Source organism: Nocardiopsis sp. CNR-923 (assembly GCF_001942255.1).
Taxonomy (GTDB): domain Bacteria; phylum Actinomycetota; class Actinomycetes; order Streptosporangiales; family Streptosporangiaceae; genus Nocardiopsis.
The window spans coordinates 60,438-77,737 of sequence record NZ_MKKC01000064.1; the positions used below are offsets into that span (position 1 = coordinate 60,438).

The window sequence follows — 17,300 nt, forward strand, 5'->3', positions numbered from 1 at the left end:
ACCGCGTCGAAGCGCACGATGATGGGGCTGCGCCTCATCGGCCTCGGCCTGGCCACCGCGGCTGCGGTCGCTGTCACCGCCCCCGCCTCGGCCTTCGTGGCCGCCCCGAACCCCGGCCCCCAGCTCGGCGCCGATGTCCCGCCGACGGCGGTGGAGGGCGACGCGACGTTCAAGCGCCTGGGATTCAAGTGCGAATTCACGCTTGAGGTGAAGCCCGTGAAGAAGGGGCAGTTCGGACCGGTCAGCGTGACCAAGGTCGTGCGCGGCAAGCTGGTCGACTTCCGCGTCGAGGACGGCTACGAGGCCGAAGGTGTCCTCATCAGGGGTGGGCAGGGCACCAACCTGTACGACTACCGAGCGATGGACGGCGTCACCAAGGACCAGGACCTGCACACCCCGGTCTACACGTCGCACGTCCCGGCCGACCTGGAGACCGACTTCCACAAGGTGCGCAGCGTCGAGTTCTGCCTGAACATGGACGGCTACCGCGCGAACCAGGCCTGACGCCCCCTATAGCGGGTGGATGAGCGTCCCCGGGCGCCACGGCCCCTGAGCGCACTCGCGGGCGTCCATCAACCACAGGTGCTCCCACCAGGTCGGAACAGCCCGGGCGAGCCACATCGCGGCCCTGAACAGGAGCGGCGCCGCATCACGCAGGTGGCGGTTGTACTCGGACTGGCCGGGCAGGCGGGGGAACAGGTGCCCGATCCGGTGCGGGGCGGCGCGCATCCGGTGGCGTTCGGAATCGTGGCGCAGCAGGACCAGGGGCCAGGGCGACGCAGACGAGTTCGGCGTCGGTGAGCAGGGGCGGACGGCCCGGGCCGCGCGGCGCCGGTTCACCAAAGGGATCACGTCATCGTCCAGATGGACGTAGAGTGCTGTCAGAAGGGCGTCAAGGTCAGTTTTCACACACCGATCCTCGACGCCCTTCGCCATGTCCGCAGGCGTTTCAGGAATTTCCCATCTACGATCTGGACGCAGGTGGGCACGGGCCCGGCCGCACGCGCGGGGTGCGGCCGGGGACGCCCCCGTTGCCGGGGAGACCCTGGCGCGAGGCCGAACGCCTCATGGGCCGCGGTCCCCCGGAGGACGCGGGGGACCGGCTGGAGCTTCGGACGACGCCGAACCCGGAACCGACGCCCTGCCACGACCCAACCTGGCACACGTGAACCCGTCAGCGCCCCGCGCCTGGGCTACGGTTCCTGCATGGCCAAACGCAAGGAGACGACGATCGGACCGTCCGGCATCTGCCGACGCGGCCACCACGAGTGGCAGCACGTGCCGCCCGGCGGGAAACGCCTGGTGTGCGCGCGGTGCCAGTCGATGTCGATGACCAACTACGGCGCCGCGTGCCGTGGCGACTGCACCGAGTGCCGCCCGCGCGAACTCGGCGCCACCGACGCCTGACCATTCCCCCCAATACTCGGTATACACAAACAACAAACACAGAGTGTCGTCACTTGCTTACTTTGAGTTCGTGTAACCATGGGTGCGGCCGAGGCCACCCCGCGGTGATCAGCCATAACGGCGTCCGACGGGGTGCCGCCGACCGTTGGCGAGGACCGAGGCCGCCACACCACGAACAAAATGAAGGAGTATACGGCATGCGAGCATCCATTGGGGACAAGACCGCGTCGAAGCGCACGATGATGGGGCTGCGCCTCATCGGCCTCGGCCTGGCCACCGCGGCTGCGGTCGCTGTCACCGCCCCCGCCTCGGCCTTCGTGGCCGCCCCGAACCCCGGCCCCCAGCTCGGCGCCGATGTCCCGCCGACGGCGGTGGAGGGCGACGCGACGTTCAAGCGCCTGGGATTCAAGTGCGAATTCACGCTTGAGGTGAAGCCCGTGAAGAAGGGGCAGTTCGGACCGGTCAGCGTGACCAAGGTCGTGCGCGGCAAGCTGGTCGACTTCCGCGTCGAGGACGGCCTCGCGGCCGAAGGTGTCCTTGTCAGGGGTGGGCTGGGCGCCAACCTGTACGACTACCGAGCGATGGACGGCGTCACCAAGGACCAGGACCTGCACGCCCCGGTCGTCGGGGTGCCCGCCCCGGACAACAAGACGTTCGGCCCGACGGTCCGCTTCGAGAAGGTGCGCAGCGTCGAGTTCTGCCTGGGTTCGGGCGGCTACCGCCTGGGCCAGGCCTGACGCCCCGTATGGCGGGTGGATGAGCGTCCCCGAGCGCCACGAGGGGTAGTTCCCCTCTGAGGGCGCGCTGGTGGAACCGGTCTCGCGCGACGCAGGGTCGCGCGAGACCGGTCTTGTCGTGCCCGCACGGCGAGGCGTCCCGTCCCGCCCAGGTGGCCGGCCTCCGGGAACAACTCCTGCCAGGTCGGTCGGGCGCGCCGCTCAGTGCCCTTCGGCTTCATCGGATGAGAGCCGGTCGCCTCCTCCGGCCCCGCCCGCGACGCGATCCGGCGGTCGCCCCGCTACGACCTCTGTCCGGTGAGGATGGCCACCAGGTCGGCCGCCGTCGGCGAGTCGTCCAGCAGGTGGCCCACGTGCTCCTTGGTCCCCCGCCGGGGCTCCAGGGTGGGCACGCGCTGGAGCGAGTCGTATCCAGGCAGGTCGAAGATCACCGAGTCCCACGACGCGGCCGCCACCTCGTCCGCGTACTTGGACAGGCACCGGCCACGGAAGTACGCCCGGGTGTCCTCCGGCGGCTCCGTGATCGCCCGCGTCACCTCCGGCTCCTCCAGCAACCGCCGCATCCGCCCACGCGCAGCGAGCCGGTTGTAGATCCCCTTGTCGGCGCGCACGTCCGAGTACTGCAGGTCCACCAGCTGGAGCCGCGGGTGCGACCAGTCCAGCCCGTCCCGCGACCGGTACCCCTCCAGGACCTTGAGTTTGGCCACCCAGTCCAACTCCGTGGCCAGCTCCATCGGGTCGTTGCCCAGCCGCGTCAACACCGACTCCCAGCGGTCCAAGACGTCCGCCGTGTCCGGGTCGACGTCGGTGCCGAACCGGTCCTCCACGTACTTGCGCGCCTGGTCCAGGTACTCGCCCTGCATCTCCAACGCGGTCATCCGCCGCCCGTCGCGCAGCCGCACCCGGTGCGTCAGCCCCGGGTCGTGCGAGATCGCGCGCAGATCCGCGACCGGCGTCTCCAACGACAGGTCCACGCTGATGAACCCGTCCTCGATCATCGCCAGCACCAGCGCCGTGGCGCCCAGCTTGAGGTACGTGGAGATCTCGCTCATGTTGGCGTCGCCGATGATCACGTGCAGCCGCCGGTAACGGTCGGGGTCGGCGTGCGGCTCGTCCCGCGTGTTGATGATCGGACGCTTGAGCGTCGTCTCCAGCCCCACCTCGACCTCGAAGAAGTCCGCGCGCTGGGAGAGCTGGAACCCGGGGCCCTGACCGTCGGCGCCGATACCGACCTTGCCCGCGCCGCACACCACCTGGCGCGACACGAAGAACGGGATGAGGTGCCGCACGATGTCGCCGAACGGCGTCGACCGGTCCATCAGGTAGTTCTCGTGGCACCCGTAGGAGGCGCCCTTGTTGTCCGTGTTGTTCTTGTACAGCTGGATCGGGTCGATCCCCGGCGTCGCACCCGCACGTGCGGCCGCGTCCGCCATCACCCGTTCCCCCGCCTTGTCCCACAGCACCGCGTCGCGCGGGTTGGTGACCTCCGGCGCCGAGTACTCGGGGTGGGCGTGGTCGACGTACAACCGGGCGCCGTTGGTGAGGATGACGTTGGCCAGCCCCAGGTCCTCGTCAGTGAGCTGAGTCGGGTCGGCCACCTCCCGCGCCAGGTCGAACCCCCGTGCGTCGCGCAGTGGGTTCTCCTCCTCGAAGTCCCACCGTGCGCGCCGCGCCCGCGCCGCCGAGGCGGCCAGGTAGGCGTTGACCACCTGAGTGGAGGTCACCATCGCGTTGGCCCCGGGGTTGCCTGGCACGGAGATCCCGTACTCGGTCTCGATACCCATAATCCGCCGCACACTCATGATGAGAGGTTATCCGCCACGGCCGGGTCTTGAACGTTTCCGCGCCAATCGTGGCCCAAGTGCCGTCTCCCCGGGCGTTTCACGCCGGGGGCGGACTCAGGCGTCCGCGCACGTCGGCCGGGCTCCCACGGCGGGCGGACCGGTGGCCGGGCACACCCGGGATCTCGTGCGGCGTGACGTGTGGGCAGAGCGGACGATCGACACGGCGAGAGCCGACCGGAATGTCCGGTCGGCCCCGAGTACCGCGTTCGAATACCGTGCTCCTACAGGTACTGCCCCGTGTTCGGCACCGTGTCGATGCTCCGCCCGGAGTCGGCGCCCTTCTTGCCGGTCACCAGGGTCCGGATGTAGACGATCCGCTCACCCTTCTTACCGGAGATCCGAGCCCAGTCGTCCGGGTTGGTGGTGTTCGGCAGGTCCTCGTTCTCGCTGAACTCGTCGACACAGGCCTGCATCAGGTGCGCGACCCGGATGCCCTTGGACTGGTTGTCGATGAAGGCCTTGATGGCCATCTTCTTGGCACGCGAGACGATGTTCTCGATCATCGCGCCGGAGTTGAAGTCCTTGAAGTACAGGACCTCCTTGTCCCCGTTGGCGTAGGTGACCTCCAGGAAACGGTTCTCCTCACCCTCGGTGTACATCCGCTCCACGACCCGCTGGATCATGGCCTCCACCGTGGCCTTGGCCGACCCGCCGTGCTCGGCCGTGTCCTCGTCGTGCAACGGCAGGTCCGGGGTGATGTACTTGCCGAAGATGTCGCGGGCCGCCTCGGCGTCGGGCCGCTCGATCTTGATCTTGACGTCCAGCCGCCCCGGCCGCAGGATCGCCGGATCGATCATGTCCTCCCGGTTGGAGGCGCCGATGACGATGACGTTCTCCAGGCCCTCGACCCCGTCGATCTCGCTCAGCAGCTGCGGGACGATCGTGTTCTCCACGTCCGAGGACACACCCGAACCGCGTGTGCGGAAGATCGAGTCCATCTCGTCGAAGAACACGATGACCGGCGTGCCCTCGGAGGCCTTCTCCCGGGCCCGCTGGAAGACCAGGCGGATGTGCCGCTCGGTCTCGCCCACGTACTTGTTGAGCAGCTCAGGGCCCTTGATGTTGAGAAAGAAGCTCTTGCCGACGTCGCGGCCGGTCCGCTCGGCCACCTGTTTGGCCAGCGAGTTGGCCACCGCCTTGGCGATGAGCGTCTTTCCGCACCCGGGCGGCCCGTACAGCAGCACGCCCTTGGGCGGCCGCAACTGGTGCTCGTAGAACAGGTCCTTGTGCAGGTAGGGCAGCTCGACCGCGTCGCGGATCATCTCGATCTGCCCCGACAGGCCTCCGATGTCGGAGTAGGCGATGTCCGGGACCTCCTCAAGGATGAGCTCCTCGACCTCGGACTTGGGGATCCGCTCGTACACGTACCCGGACCGCGGCTCCAGCAGCAGCGAGTCCCCCGGCCGCACCGGCTCGTCGCGCAGCGGGTCGGCCAGGCGGACGATCCGCTCCTCGTCGTGGTGCGAGATCACCAGGGCCCGTTCGCCGTCCTCCAGCAGCTCCTTGAGCATGACGACCTCGCCGACGGTCTCGAAGGACTCGACCTCGACGACGTTGAACGCCTCGTTGAGCATGACCTCCTGGCCCGGACGCAGCCCGTCCAGGTCCACCGAGGGGCTGACGTTGACCCTCATCTTGCGGCCGTTGGTGAAGATCTCGACCGTCTCGTCCTCACGGGACCCCAGATAGACGCCGAACCCGGAGGGCGGTTGCGCCAACCGGTCGACCTCCTCCTTCAGGGCGACGATCTGCTCACGGGCTTCCTTGAGCGTGGAGACGAGCCGTTCGTTCTGGCCGTTGGCCGCGGCGAGGTTGGCCTGGGCCTCCCTCAGCCGCTCCTCCAGCAGGCGTACATGTCGGGGCGAATCAGCGAGCTTACGCCGAACCACGCTGAGTTCCTTTTCCATGTAGGAGACCTGAGCCGTGAGTTCAGCGACCTCACGGTCCCGGTCGCTCTGACGCTCGTCGTCGCGCTCGGCCACGTCCGCCACCTCCCTTTGAGAAGGACGACTACTCGGGAGCCTACCTACCCCTGCCCAATTCCTAACCTCCCACCTACGGCGAGTGTCGAAGGCCTCATTTATCGGCCTTGCGTATCACCAGGTCACAGTGGTAGCGGATGGTCCGACGTAATGAGAAAGTAACCTCCGTGTCGAGCCACGGGCAAGAACGCGCCAGCCCCTTCCCGCACGTGGCGGGCGAGGCGGCGGGGGCCACGCCCGCACACGCGAACGGGACCGGCCGCCCCCGGTGTCCGGGGAGAGGACGGACCCGGCACGTCGTGTCTCAGTCCTGGAGCGAGCGCTCCCCGGTCCGCTCACCGGCCCCGGCGCCAGCCGTGGCGGCCCCCTTCTCCGCCGCCCGCGCGGCCTCGAAGTCCCTGCCGTAGGCGCCCTTGGCCGGACGGCGCCGCCGCTCGGGAGCCTGGGCGCCGTCGGCCAACCGCCGCGCGGTCACCAGGAACCCGGTGTGCCCGATCATCCGGTGGTCCGGACGCACCGCCAGCCCCTCCACGTGCCAGGTGCGCAGCATCGTCTCCCACGAACGCGGCTCGTAGAACCGGTCGTCCTCGCGCAGTTCCTCGACCACCCGCGACAGCTGCGTCGTCGTGGCCACGTAGCAGCACACCAGCCCGCCGGGGATCAGGGCGCGCGCGACCGCGTCCAGGCACTCCCACGGCGCGAGCATGTCGAGGAAGACCCGGTCCACGTCCGTCTCGTCCAGGCACTCGACCAGGTCCCCGACGGTCAGCCTCCACGCCGGGTGCGGTCCGCCGTGGAACCGCTCCACGTTCCTGCGCGCGATCTCGGCGAAGTCGGCGCGGCGCTCGTAGGAGTGCACCATCCCCTGCTCGCCGACCGCGCGCAGCAGCCAGTTGGACATGCGCCCGACCCCGCTCCGGCCTCCACGACCCGCGCGCCCGGGAAGATGTCCGCCTCCACCAGCACCTGGGCGGCGTCCTTGGGGTAGACGATCGTCGCTCCGCGCTTCATCGACAGCGTGTAGTCGATCAGCAGCGGACGCAGCGCCACGTACGAGGTACCGGTGTTGGAGGTCACCACACTGCCCTCGGGCCACCCGATCAGGTCGTCGTGGTCGACCTTGCCCCTGTGCGAGTGGAAGGCGCCGCCCTCGCTCAGCGTGATGGTGTGCATGCGGCCCTTGGGGTCGGTCAGCTGCACGGTGTCGCCGTCGGCGAAGGGGCCGCGGCGGCCATGGATACCGGTCAACGTCGCTCTCGTCTTCCCACGTCGCGTTTGGTCGGGCAATCGCCCAGAGTATCGGCCCGCCGGCACCGCCCCGACCACGCCGACACCCGCGCCACGCCCGATGACTACCGGTCCCTCGGGGCCGCAGGGCAGTATCGGCGAGAGCGGTCCCGCACGGGCGCCGCCCACGACCACGGCACCAGGGAGACCACGACCCATGTCACACCCGACCACCGGCTTGGGAATCGACATCGGCGGCAGCGGTATCAAGGGAGCGCCCGTCGACCTGACGACCGGCGAGTTCACCGCCGAACGGCTGAAGATCCCCACCCCCGAACTCTCCGCGCCCCACGAGGTCGCCGACATCGTGGGGCGGATCGTCGCCCACTTCCCCGAGGCCGCGGACGGGCCCCTCGGCGTCACCTTCCCCGGCATCGTCCAAAGCGGCGTCGTCCGCACGGCCGCCAACCTCGACGACGCCTGGATCGGCGCCGACGCCCACGCCCTGTTCGCCCGAGCCGTCGCGCCCGGTCCGCGTCCTCAACGACGCCGACGCCGCCGCCGTCGCCGAGGTCCGCTTCGGCGCCGCCCGCGACGTGGCCGGGGTGGTCCTGCTGACCACCCTGGGCACCGGGATCGGCTCCGCCCTGCTCGTCGACGGCCACCTGGTGCCCAACACCGAGTTCGGCCACCTGGAGGTCCACGGCCACGACGCCGAGACCCGCGCCTCCTCCGCCGCGCGCAAACGCGACGGGCTCACCTACGAGCAGTGGGCGCACCACCGCCTCCAACGCTACTACCGGGTGGTCGAGGACCTGCTGTGGCCGGACCTGATCGTGGTCGGCGGCGGGGTCAGCCGCAAGTCGGACCGCTTCCTCCCGCTCCTGGACATCCGCACCCCGATCGTCCCGGCAGCGCTGCTCAACACCGCCGGGATCGTCGGCGCGGCCCTGGCCGCCGCCGACCGTCCGCCGTCCTGACGGTCCACCGCCCCGACGACCGGCCGCGCTCCCGGCTCACGGGTGCAGCCCGAGCCCCTTGACCGTCTTGTCGACCTGGCCCCGCGGCCCGTACACGGCCACGCCCACCAGCGACAGCTCCTCGGCGGTCGCGGCGCGCCGTCCACGTCGGCCCGCAGCCGACGGCCGGCCGGTGCCCGGTCGACGACCGGGCACCGGAGCCGGGAGGCTCCGCTCACCGAAGGGGACGAAGGGGCAGTGAACAGGGGAGCGTCTCGGCCGTCCCGGGCCGTGCGGGGTGAGCGGGCGGGGCGGGGCGCGACCCCGTGCAGAGGGAGACTGGGTTCCGGGGAAGCCCAGACCCCACCCGCTCACCGGGCGTGGACACGGCACACGCCCGCAGGCGCGCGAGGTTTCGGGGGACCTCGCGCGTGTTCAGGGTCGGCCGGGCGACGCCGACAGGGCGCCAGCGATCCGCCGGGCCGCGTCCGAGGTCCGGGCGACCGGCGAGAGCGGCACCCCCGCCGACGCCGGGGACACCCCCTCCTGGAGCGGCCACCGCATCCACCACCACAGGCCGCCCCGGTGCGGACGCAGCAACGCCCGCTGCGGTCGCGAGACGGGTCCGGCGTCGACGGCGCCGGACACCCCGTCCTCGCGCACCTCCACCCCGTGCGACCTCAGCTCCACGGCCATCCCCCGCAGCACGGCCGACCGCGTCCGTGCGACCGCCCGCCTCGGCCGCCGAGGCAGCGACGACCGATCCGCCCTCCTCGGGCCGACCCTCGCCACCACACCCATACGCTGACCCACTCGAACCACCCGCTGACGGGGTCTCCACGGTCACGGGGCCTCCCTCCCAGGTGCTCCAGATCCACCGGCGACCTACGACCCCTGCCACTCTGCCGTATCCGCGGGGCGGTGTGCCGCTCCTATGCGCATCGCGCATGCCCCGTTCTTTCTCGCACATAGTCCCCGAGCACCGCGTGAGTCCCTAACCTAGGCTCATGCCCCAACCCGACGGCGTTCTCCCACCCGACCTGTGGACTCGGCCGCGCATCGCGGCCGCACTGGCCACCTGCGACATGGCGACGGTCATCGAGGCGTCCGCGAGGCTCGCGGATGGTCCCAGGGCGACCTCGCCCGAGCGGTCGACTACTCCCAGAGCTGGGTCTCCCGCGTCGTCAACGGCCAACAGTCGCTCACCGTCAACCAGGTCCAGGACCTCGCCCGACGCCTGGCGATCCCCCTGCACCTGATCCGCTTCGCCGACGCCCCGCACCAGGACGGCCCCGACCAGAAGGGGGTGGACGACACGAGACGACGCGACTTCGGACGAGTGGTCGCCGCCGGCGCCCTGGTCACCACCGTGTCCCCTTCCCCGGGGTGGGACGGCGCACCGCATCCGGTCAACGAGACGACCGCCCCCGCGCTGCGCTCGATCACCGGGGGCCAACGGCGGATGGACGCCACGTCCTGCGCCCGCCACCTGCTGCCCAGCGCGGTGGCGCACGTGCATCTGTCCGAGCAGATGCTCACGCATTCGCGCGCAACGCCCTTCTTCACCGAACTCAGCGCCGCCGCCAGCGAGGCCTCCGGGTTCGCCGCCTGGCTCCACGCCGACCAAGGCGACCTGGGCTCGGCCCGCATGCACTACCGCACCGCCGTCGTCCGCGCCCGCCACGCCGGGATGCGCCTCCTCGACGTCTACATGCTCGGCTCCCTGGCCGCGTTCGAGATCGACACCGCCGAGGACCCCGAGCTCGGGCTCGGCCTGGTCCGCGGGGCCGAACACGTCCTCGGCCCCGCCGCCCACCCCACCGCCCGCGCCTGGCTCAACTGCGTGGCCGCGCTCGCGCACGCCGGAATCGGGGACCGCGCCGCCGCCGCCCGAGCGCTCGGCCGGGCCGAACGCGAAGTCTCCCGCCCCGGCAACGCGACCCGCCCTGGCCCTGGGTCTTCGCCTTCGACGAGGCCAAGGTCGCCGGATACCGGGCCCTCGTCGGCGTCCGCCTGCGCCAGCCCCACGACGCCCGCGCCGCCTTCGACGAGGCCTTCGGCGCCACCGCGCCCAGCGTCAAACAGTCCGCCGTCCTCCAGGTCGAGCTGGCCTGCGCCCACGCCGAGGCCGGAGACGTCGACGAGGCCTTCCGCCTGGCCCAGGAGGCACTGACCACCGGCATCCGCTTCGGCTCCGAACGCGTCATCGGTCGCGTCCGCGCCTTCCGCCGCCGCTACCGGGGGCCGCGCGCCCGGTTCGTCGACGCCCTCGACGAACGGCTCACCTCGCTCATGACCGGTCTGCCCGCCGCTGGGTAAATAAGCGGCGAAACGACCAGTAGGGAGGTTTCGTGATCCGCATCGGCATCACCGGACACCGCGCACTGCCCCCCGACGTCAGCGCACGCGTCGCCGACCTGATCACCGGACACCTGGAACCGTACGGATGCGAGATGGTCGGACTGACCTGTCTGGCCGACGGAGCCGACACCGTCTTCGCCGAGGCGGTCGTCGCGGCGGGCGCGCCGCTGGAGGTGATCGTTCCGTCCCTCGGCTACCGCGAGGCGCTGCCCGCCGAACACCACCGCGTCTACGACCGCCTCCTGGGGCGGGCCGTCCTCGTACACACGCTCCAGAACGCCGCCTCCACCCCCGAGGCCCACATGGACGCGGGACGGACGCTGGTCGACCGCTGCGACCAGCTCATCGCCGTCTGGGACGGTCTCCCCGCACGCGGCCCCGGCGGCACCGCCGACGTCGTCGCCTACGCGCGCCAGCGCTACCGGCCGGTCACCGTGCTCTGGCCCCGGGGCGCACGCCGCTAGGACGTGGGCCGCAAACGCCGCCGAACTCGCGGAGCGGGGCACAGCGGGCCCCCTCCTCCGGCCAGATCCCGGCCGCACCGCCACCCTCGAACGACGCCGCCGACGCGGCCCGCCCTCATCACCGACCCGTCATCGCCGCGTTGACGTCCTCGGACCGCAGCACCCCGAACACCCGCCCGTCCTCCTCCACCACCAGGTACTCCGGCAGCGGGCGGCTGGTCAACGCCTCCACCAGCGCCTCGCCCTCCAGATCCGCCGACACCACCGCGCCCCGGGTCACCGCCCGCGACACACTCGACACCGGAACCCACGCCCGGCGCGCCTCGGTGATCGCCGCGGCCGCCGCCTCGTGCACGATGGACACCGCCGTCCCCGCCGCGTCCACCACCACGATCGCGCGGGCGCCGCACTCCCCGGCGCGGCGCTCCGCCTCCGCCAAAGGGGTCTCGCCCAGCACCGTCACCGCGGGCCGCGCCAACGCCCGCGCCCGCAACCCCGGCACCCGGGCGCGCATCCGCGCGGTGGCCAGCGCCTCCGTCGAGCCCATCCACATGAACCCGCCCAGGACCAGACCCCACACGATCGCCCACGGGCTCGGCCGACCGCCCGCCGACCACGCGAACACGAACGGCAGCGCGACCACCACCGCCGCCAGGAGCCGACCGCCCCAGGCCGCCACCACGCTGCCCGCGAACGGCCGCCCCGTCAGCTTCCACACACCGGCGCGCAGCAACCGGCCGCCGTCGAGCGGCAACCCCGGCAGCAGGTTGAACACACCCACCAGCAGATTGGCCACCCACAGCTGGAACAGCAGCTCACCCGGCACGCTGAACGGATCCGCCACCGACGCCAACACGTACGCCCCGGCCGCCAGCCCCAAGGAGAGCAGCGGCCCCGCGAACGCGATCCAGAACTCGCGCCCGGGCGTGGGCGCCTCCTTCTCGATCTCCGAGACGCCGCCCAGCACGTACAGCACGATGCGCCGCACGGGAAGACCGAACTTCCGAGCCACCACCGAGTGCGCCAACTCGTGCACCAGCACCGACGCGTACAGCAAGATCGCGAACACGAACGCCAGCACGTACGCCGACGGCCCCAGCGCCAGCCGGTTCTGCACGATCCCGCCGTAGACCAAGGTGATCAGCACCGCCACGATCAGCCACGAGGACGTCACGTACACGGGGATGCCGAAGGGGCGCCCGAGCAGGAGCCCCGGGGAACGCTCACGGGACACGGGCGCGGAATCGTCGTTGGTCACGCTCACAGACTAGGGCGTGCGCCGTGGCCGCCGCCCGGACCGACCGGCCCCCATCGGTCACGACCCTCTCGTAGGCTCGTTCCATGACCATCGCGCCGCTCCCGTCCGCCCTCTCCCCCTCCCGCGCCTCCGACTTCCTGCAGTGCCCGCTGCTCTTCCGGTTCCGCGTCATCGACAAACTCCCCGAACCGCCCAGCTCGGCCGCCCTGCGCGGCACCCTCGTCCACGCCTGCCTGGAGCGGCTCTACGAGCTCCCCGCCGAGACCCGCACCGCCCGCACCGCCGTCGACCTGGTCGGACCCCAGTGGGAGCGGCTGCGGGCCAAGCGCCCAGAGGTCGACGGCCTGTTCGCCGACGACGCCGAACGCGACGCCTGGCTGGAGTCCGCGCGCGCCCTGGTCACCCGCTACTTCGACCTGGAGAACCCGACCAGTCTGGAGCCCCGCGACCGCGAGACGCGCCTGGACGTGGCCCTGCCCTCGGGGCTGCGCCTGCGCGGCTACGTGGACCGCGTCGACGTCGCCCCCTCCGGCCAGATCCGCGTCGTCGACTACAAGACCGGCAAGTCGCCCCACCCCCGTTTCGAGGACAGGGCCAAGTTCCAGATCTTCTTCTACGCCGTCATGATCTGGCGCGACCTGGGCGTCGTCCCCGCCCGCCTCCAACTCGTCTACCTCGCGGCGACGGCGCCGTCCGCTGGTACGACCCCACCGAGGACGAGCTGCGCGCCGCCGAGGCGGAGATCGGTCACATCTGGGACCGCATCGAGGAGGCCGGACGCACGGGCGTCTGGGAGCCCCGGCGCAGCAAACTCTGCGGCTGGTGCGACCACCAGGCCCTCTGCCCCGAGTTCGGAGGCACCCCGCCTCCGCTGCCCACCCGCTGAGCCGCGCGCCCGGGGCCGTTGCGGAGTGCGGCAGAATCGACGCCGTGCCCGTCTCAGTTCTGCTCGTCGACGACCAACCGCTCGTGCGCGCGGGCTTCCGCATGATCCTGGAGGCCGCCGACCGCCTGTCGGTGGTGGGTGAGGCCGCCGACGGCCGCGAGGCCGTCGACGCCGCCCGCCGTCTCCTGCCCGACGTCGTCCTCATGGACGTGCGCATGCCCGGCATGGACGGCGTCGAGGCCACCGGACGGATCACCCGGTGGGCCGCGGGGCTGGGACACGACATCCGCGTCCTCGCGCTGACCACCTTCGACCTCGACGAGTACGTCACCGGAGTCCTGCGCGCGGGCGCGGTCGGCTTCCTGCTCAAGGACGCCCCGCCCGCCGATCTGGTCGCCTCCGTCGAGGTCGTCGCCGACGGCGGAGCGGTCATCGCCCCCGCCGTCCTCGACCGGCTCCTGCGCCGCTGGGCCCCCCGCCTGCCCGCCGACCCCGCACCCGACGGCCCGCTCACCGCCCGCGAGAACGAGGTGCTCCGCCTGGTCGCCCGGGGATGGAGCAACGCCGAGATCGCCGCGCACCTGGTCCTGGGCGAGACCACCGTCAAGTCGCATGTCGGCCGCGTCCTCACCAAGCTCGGGCTCCGCGACCGCGTCCAGGCCGTCGTCCACGCCTACGAGACCGGCCTGGTGCGTCCCGGAGACCGGGCGGACCCCTGAGCGGGTGCGGCGCCCGGCGCGTCGCCGTCAGCCTCCCGGCCGCCCTGAAAGGATGGTCCGGTGACCGACCTCACCGGCGTCCGCCCCCCGACCAGGCCAACTCCGCCCCACCCTGCGGCGTCTCCTGTGCGGTGGAAGGCGACGCGCCGCCACGACGGAACCGGACGGGAAGGGAAGGGAGGACGACATGCCCAGCGACCGCGAGCGGCCCGTGGCGGCCAGTGAGGACCGCCTGCTGAGCCGGATGCGTGACTGGCGGACCGAGCACGAACGGGATCTGGCCCCCGACGAGCTGGACGAGGAGGGACAGCTCCCCGACGCGCGCGCGATCGACACCGTGCTCCGCGTCGCGAACTCATGCTCGCCAGCGGAGAGGGAACCGAGGCGGTCAGCGAGGCCATGCTCAGCCTCTCGGTCGCCTTCGAACTGCCCCGCGCGGAGGTGTCGGTCACCTTCACCACCATCACGCTGTCCACCCACCCCGGCGGCGACCTGCCCCCGATCACCGGCGAGCGCGTGGTCCGCCGCCGCACCCTCGACTACTTCCGCGTCGGCGAGCTGCACACCCTCGTGCAGGAGGCCGCGCTGGGCCTGCTCGACCTGGAGGAGGCGGCCACGCGCCTCAACCGGATCCGCCGTGCACGCACGCCCTACCCCAACTGGATGATCGCGGTCGGCTTCGGGCTGATCGCCTCCAGCGCCAGTGTGATGATGGGCGGCGGGTTCATCGTGGCCTCCGTCGCGTTCCTCGCCACGGTCCTGGGCGACCGCACCGCCGTCTTCCTCGCCCGACGCGGCGTCGCCGAGTTCTACCAGATGGCCGCCGCCGCCGTCGTCGCCGCCGCGATCGGCCTCGCCATGCTGTGGATCAGCTCAGAGTTGGAGCTCGGGCTGCGGGCCGGCGCGATCATCACCGGCAACATCATGGCCCTCCTGCCCGGACGACCCCTGGTCGCCAGCCTGCAGGACGGTATCAGCGGCTACTACGTCTCCGCCGCCGCCCGCCTCCTGGAGACCTTCCTCATCCTGGGCGCGATCGTCTCCGGCGTGGCCGCGGTCGCCTACACCGCCATCCGCCTGGGCGTGAGCATCAACCTCGACTCCCTGCCCTCGGCGGGCACGTCCCTGGAGATCCCGGTGCTGGTCGGCGCCGCGGGCATCGCGATGGCCTTCGCGATCTCGCTCGCCGTCCCCCTGCGGCTCCTTCCCACCATCGGGGTGCTGGGGGTGATGATCTGGGTGATCTACGCGGGCCTGCGCGCCGCCCTGGAGGTCCCTCCGGTGGTGGGCACCGTGGCGGGCGCGGTCGCGGTCGGCGTCGTCGGCCACTGGCTCGCCCGGCGCACCCGCAGGCCGGTCCTGACCTACCTCATCCCGGCGATCGCTCCCCTGCTCCCCGGAAGCATCCTCTACCGCGGCCTCGTCCAGATCACCCAGGGAACCGTGGTCTCGGGCCTGCTCAGCCTGGTCGAGGCGGTCATGGTCGGGCTCGCCCTGGGCGCCGGGGTCAACCTCGGCGGTGAGCTCGTGCGGGCCTTCCAGCACGGGGGCCTGGCCGGGGCGGGCATGCGCGGTCGGCCGGCGGCCCGCAGGACACGCGGAGGGTACTGAACAACCGGATCCGTCCGAGGTCGGCCAGAACCATCGCGCCATCGCCGGGTATCCCAGGGGACAGAGAAGTCGGGGCGGTGCGACGCGCTCCAAACCGCTCCGACATGTGATGTCAGCCACTACTCTGGACCTCAGCTCACGCCGAGCGTTCTGGACCGAAAGGCCTTCCATGTTCACGTGCAGCCACGAACCCGCCTGTCCGTCCTACGAGGACACCGACCGCGAGGCCGCGCGGGTGGTCGCCAGCCACCCCGAGCAGGGATGGAGCCTGCTCTGCAACGGCGTCGTCCTGTTCGAGGACACCGGTGAACTGCTCCCCGACGGCGCGGTCGTCGCCCCACACCGACCCCACGTCCACGTGGCCGCCTGACCCCCGCGCCTCCCGCCATCCCGCTCAGCGGCTCCCCGGTGGCCCGTGCTCCGGCCACCCCTCCGGCAGCGGGTCCTCCCCCATCGCCTCGTGCAGTCGGCGCCGAAAGTCGGCGTGCACGTCGGCGCCCCACACCGTCTCGCTCGGGGTGCGCAGGGCCTGTTCCATGACGGCCCGCAGGACGGAGGGGCGTGCCTCGCCCTCGACCACGGGGACGGCGAGCAGCGCGTGCATCCGGGTCACGACCGCGAACAGCTCCCCGGCCAGCACGCAGGTGCTGGAGGTGGCCGCGGCCTCCTCCAGGTAGGGCTCCCACCACGGCGGAGCCGCGTCCGCCTCGGGGGCGGAGGCGAATCCGCGGCCCAGACGGCGGCGCACCTCCTCGGCGGTGTCCCGGTCGTCCAGGCCGGCCCGCCAGACGTGTTCGGCCGCCTCGGGATCCCCCAGCAGGGCGAGCAGCCCCGCCAGGAGTTCGACGGCCGCGCCCGAGGTCGCGGGGTCGGGGCGCCGATCGTCCTCGGGGCCGGTGCGGGGCTTCGCGGCGGGGACGATGGCGCCCAGGTCGCCGACGGCCCGCTCCAGGTGGACGGCTGCGCGCCGCAGACGCAGTTCGGGGTCGTCAGCGACCGCGAGCCCGCGTTCGACGGCGGCCAGGGCGGCGTCGGGCCGCCCGCGTTCCAGCAGCGCCCGGCCAGGTCCCGCGCGGCCTCGACGACGGTGGACGCGTGCAGGCGGCCCAGTTCCACGCGGTCGGCCGGCAGCTCCAGCGCGGCCTCCCAATGCTCCTCGGCCGCCGCACGGTCCCCCCTCGCCTCGGCGTCGCGGGCCAGTCCGTAGTGGGCGACCGCCGTGTGGGCCGCACCGCCCAGGTCGAGCAGTCGCCGCCAGACATGCGCGGCCTCCTCCCCCGCGCCCTGCTGTTCCAGGGACAGGGCCAGGTGGTGGGCGGCGCGCGGTGCGTACCGGGTGTCCCCGGTGGCCAGGGCCCGGCGCGCGGCCTCGCGGGCGGCGGGCGGGTCGCCGCGCTGGTCCTCGACCACGGCCAGGCCGAGCAGCGCGCGGGCCAGGACCTCGGGCGGCGGGTCGGCGGCCACGGCGCGCCGGAACAGGACGGCCGCGCGCCTGAGGTGGCCGTTCTGGGCCAGGTCCTGGGCCTGGTCGCACAGGTCGCCGGCGGAGTGGGCGGGAGGGGCGTCCGCCTCCCCGGAGTCGGCCGGATCGGCGGCCTGGGGCGGGTCGGCGGGACCGGAGCGTGCGGACGGCCCGGACGTGGTGGTCATGCGGCGCGCTTTCCATGGGGGCGTCGGTGTCCGCTCGGCGGGGCGGGCACCGTGGGTGTCGCCGCCACTGTAACCCGCGGGTGAGGGGTTCGCCCTCCGTCGGGGGCGCGTGCCGCTCCCGTGTCCGGGCGTCTCGTGTGGCGGAGCGTCACCTTTACGTCGTAGATTTACGACATCACCCAGGGAGCGCCCGCG

At 72.1% G+C, this 17,300-nt stretch carries 12 protein-coding genes and 6 pseudogenes; 10 read left to right on the plus strand and 8 right to left on the minus strand.

Translation table 11 applies throughout. The features are described 5' to 3' along the window. A partial coding sequence (locus tag BJF83_RS06000) for a hypothetical protein (RefSeq protein WP_262391348.1) occupies positions 1-504 on the plus strand: 504 nt, incomplete at its 5' end. Positions 505-510: 6 nt separating this feature from the next. On the opposite strand, the gene BJF83_RS06005 is transcribed toward BJF83_RS06000, so the two are convergent. Further along, positions 511-909, minus strand: coding sequence for a hypothetical protein (locus BJF83_RS06005; protein WP_262391349.1), 399 nt, complete (start codon positions 907-909; stop codon positions 511-513). Positions 910-1,206: 297 nt separating this feature from the next. On the opposite strand from BJF83_RS06005, the gene BJF83_RS06010 reads away from it, so the two are divergent. Together BJF83_RS06010 and BJF83_RS06015 are read left to right on the plus strand one after the other, a co-directional pair. Further along, a complete protein-coding gene (locus BJF83_RS06010) occupies positions 1,207-1,407 on the plus strand; it encodes a hypothetical protein (protein ID WP_075925516.1) in 201 nt (66 codons plus the stop codon). Positions 1,408-1,604: 197 nt separating this feature from the next. After that, complete coding sequence (locus BJF83_RS06015) at positions 1,605-2,144, plus strand: hypothetical protein (RefSeq protein WP_143831805.1); 540 nt, start codon at positions 1,605-1,607, stop codon at positions 2,142-2,144. 281 nt (positions 2,145-2,425) lie between these two features. Here BJF83_RS06015 and dop read toward each other — a convergent pair whose 3' ends face one another. The 3 genes and pseudogenes from dop to BJF83_RS06030 all read right to left on the minus strand — a co-directional run bounded on the left by dop (position 2,426) and on the right by BJF83_RS06030 (position 7,218). Beyond that, entirely contained in the window at positions 2,426-3,946 is a 1,521-nt protein-coding gene (gene dop / locus BJF83_RS06020; RefSeq protein ID WP_075925518.1) for a depupylase/deamidase Dop, read from the minus strand. A gap of 263 nt (positions 3,947-4,209) precedes the next feature. Next, positions 4,210-5,979, minus strand: coding sequence for a proteasome ATPase (gene arc, locus BJF83_RS06025; RefSeq protein ID WP_083678433.1), 1,770 nt, complete (start codon positions 5,977-5,979; stop codon positions 4,210-4,212). Positions 5,980-6,274: 295 nt separating this feature from the next. Further along, a pseudogene (locus BJF83_RS06030) lies at positions 6,275-7,218 on the minus strand (tRNA (adenine-N1)-methyltransferase). Between the two features lie 196 nt (positions 7,219-7,414). Here BJF83_RS06030 and ppgK point away from each other — a divergent pair. Then, positions 7,415-8,177 (plus strand): annotated as a pseudogene (gene ppgK / locus BJF83_RS06035) (polyphosphate--glucose phosphotransferase). A 36-nt stretch (positions 8,178-8,213) separates the two neighbouring features. Here the strand turns inward: ppgK and BJF83_RS28545 are convergent. Both BJF83_RS28545 and BJF83_RS06045 read right to left on the minus strand, forming a co-directional pair. Beyond that, the gene (locus BJF83_RS28545; RefSeq protein WP_262391350.1) at positions 8,214-8,372 is read right to left on the minus strand and encodes a DUF2000 domain-containing protein; all 159 of its coding nucleotides are present in this window, start codon (positions 8,370-8,372) and stop codon (positions 8,214-8,216) included. 219 nt (positions 8,373-8,591) lie between these two features. After that, the gene (locus BJF83_RS06045; RefSeq protein ID WP_187347101.1) at positions 8,592-8,852 is read right to left on the minus strand and encodes a hypothetical protein; all 261 of its coding nucleotides are present in this window, start codon (positions 8,850-8,852) and stop codon (positions 8,592-8,594) included. Between the two features lie 362 nt (positions 8,853-9,214). On the opposite strand from BJF83_RS06045, the pseudogene BJF83_RS06050 reads away from it, so the two are divergent. Together BJF83_RS06050 and BJF83_RS06055 are read left to right on the plus strand one after the other, a co-directional pair. After that, positions 9,215-10,475, plus strand: a pseudogene (locus BJF83_RS06050) (multiprotein-bridging factor 1 family protein). 32 nt (positions 10,476-10,507) lie between these two features. Next, positions 10,508-10,981, plus strand: coding sequence for a hypothetical protein (locus BJF83_RS06055; RefSeq protein WP_075925520.1), 474 nt, complete (start codon positions 10,508-10,510; stop codon positions 10,979-10,981). A gap of 118 nt (positions 10,982-11,099) precedes the next feature. Here the strand turns inward: BJF83_RS06055 and BJF83_RS26565 are convergent, their stop codons facing one another. After that, positions 11,100-12,239 carry a site-2 protease family protein gene (locus BJF83_RS26565; RefSeq protein ID WP_143831807.1) on the minus strand — a complete coding sequence of 380 codons (1,140 nt, stop codon included), beginning with the start codon at positions 12,237-12,239 and terminating at the stop codon, positions 11,100-11,102. Positions 12,240-12,322: 83 nt separating this feature from the next. On the opposite strand from BJF83_RS26565, the pseudogene BJF83_RS06065 reads away from it, so the two are divergent. The 4 genes and pseudogenes from BJF83_RS06065 to BJF83_RS06080 all read left to right on the plus strand — a co-directional run bounded on the left by BJF83_RS06065 (position 12,323) and on the right by BJF83_RS06080 (position 15,825). Beyond that, a pseudogene (locus BJF83_RS06065) lies at positions 12,323-13,125 on the plus strand (RecB family exonuclease). 44 nt (positions 13,126-13,169) lie between these two features. Next, positions 13,170-13,844: a response regulator transcription factor gene (locus BJF83_RS06070; RefSeq protein WP_075925521.1), complete on the plus strand. Its 675-nt coding sequence runs from the start codon at positions 13,170-13,172 to the stop codon at positions 13,842-13,844. Positions 13,845-14,088: 244 nt separating this feature from the next. Next, positions 14,089-15,455, plus strand: a pseudogene (locus BJF83_RS06075) (threonine/serine exporter ThrE family protein). A gap of 169 nt (positions 15,456-15,624) precedes the next feature. Continuing rightward, on the plus strand, positions 15,625-15,825 hold the full coding sequence (locus BJF83_RS06080) for a DUF5999 family protein (protein ID WP_075925522.1): 201 nt from the start codon (positions 15,625-15,627) through the stop codon (positions 15,823-15,825). A gap of 24 nt (positions 15,826-15,849) precedes the next feature. Here BJF83_RS06080 and BJF83_RS06085 read toward each other — a convergent pair. Further along, a pseudogene (locus BJF83_RS06085) lies at positions 15,850-17,105 on the minus strand (tetratricopeptide repeat protein). Positions 17,106-17,300: the final 195 nt, after the last annotated feature.

Bases quoted from the DNA above. Each gene is read 5' to 3' on its own strand.
- BJF83_RS06010 (WP_075925516.1), top strand. From the start codon at position 1,207: ATGGCCAAACGCAAGGAGACGACGATCGGACCGTCCGGCATCTGCCGA.
- dop (WP_075925518.1), bottom strand. From the start codon at position 3,946: ATGAGTGTGCGGCGGATTATGGGTATCGAGACCGAGTACGGGATCTCC.
- BJF83_RS06015 (WP_143831805.1), top strand. From the start codon at position 1,605: ATGCGAGCATCCATTGGGGACAAGACCGCGTCGAAGCGCACGATGATG.
- BJF83_RS06045 (WP_187347101.1), bottom strand. From the start codon at position 8,852: ATGGCCGTGGAGCTGAGGTCGCACGGGGTGGAGGTGCGCGAGGACGGG.
- BJF83_RS06080 (WP_075925522.1), top strand. From the start codon at position 15,625: ATGTTCACGTGCAGCCACGAACCCGCCTGTCCGTCCTACGAGGACACC.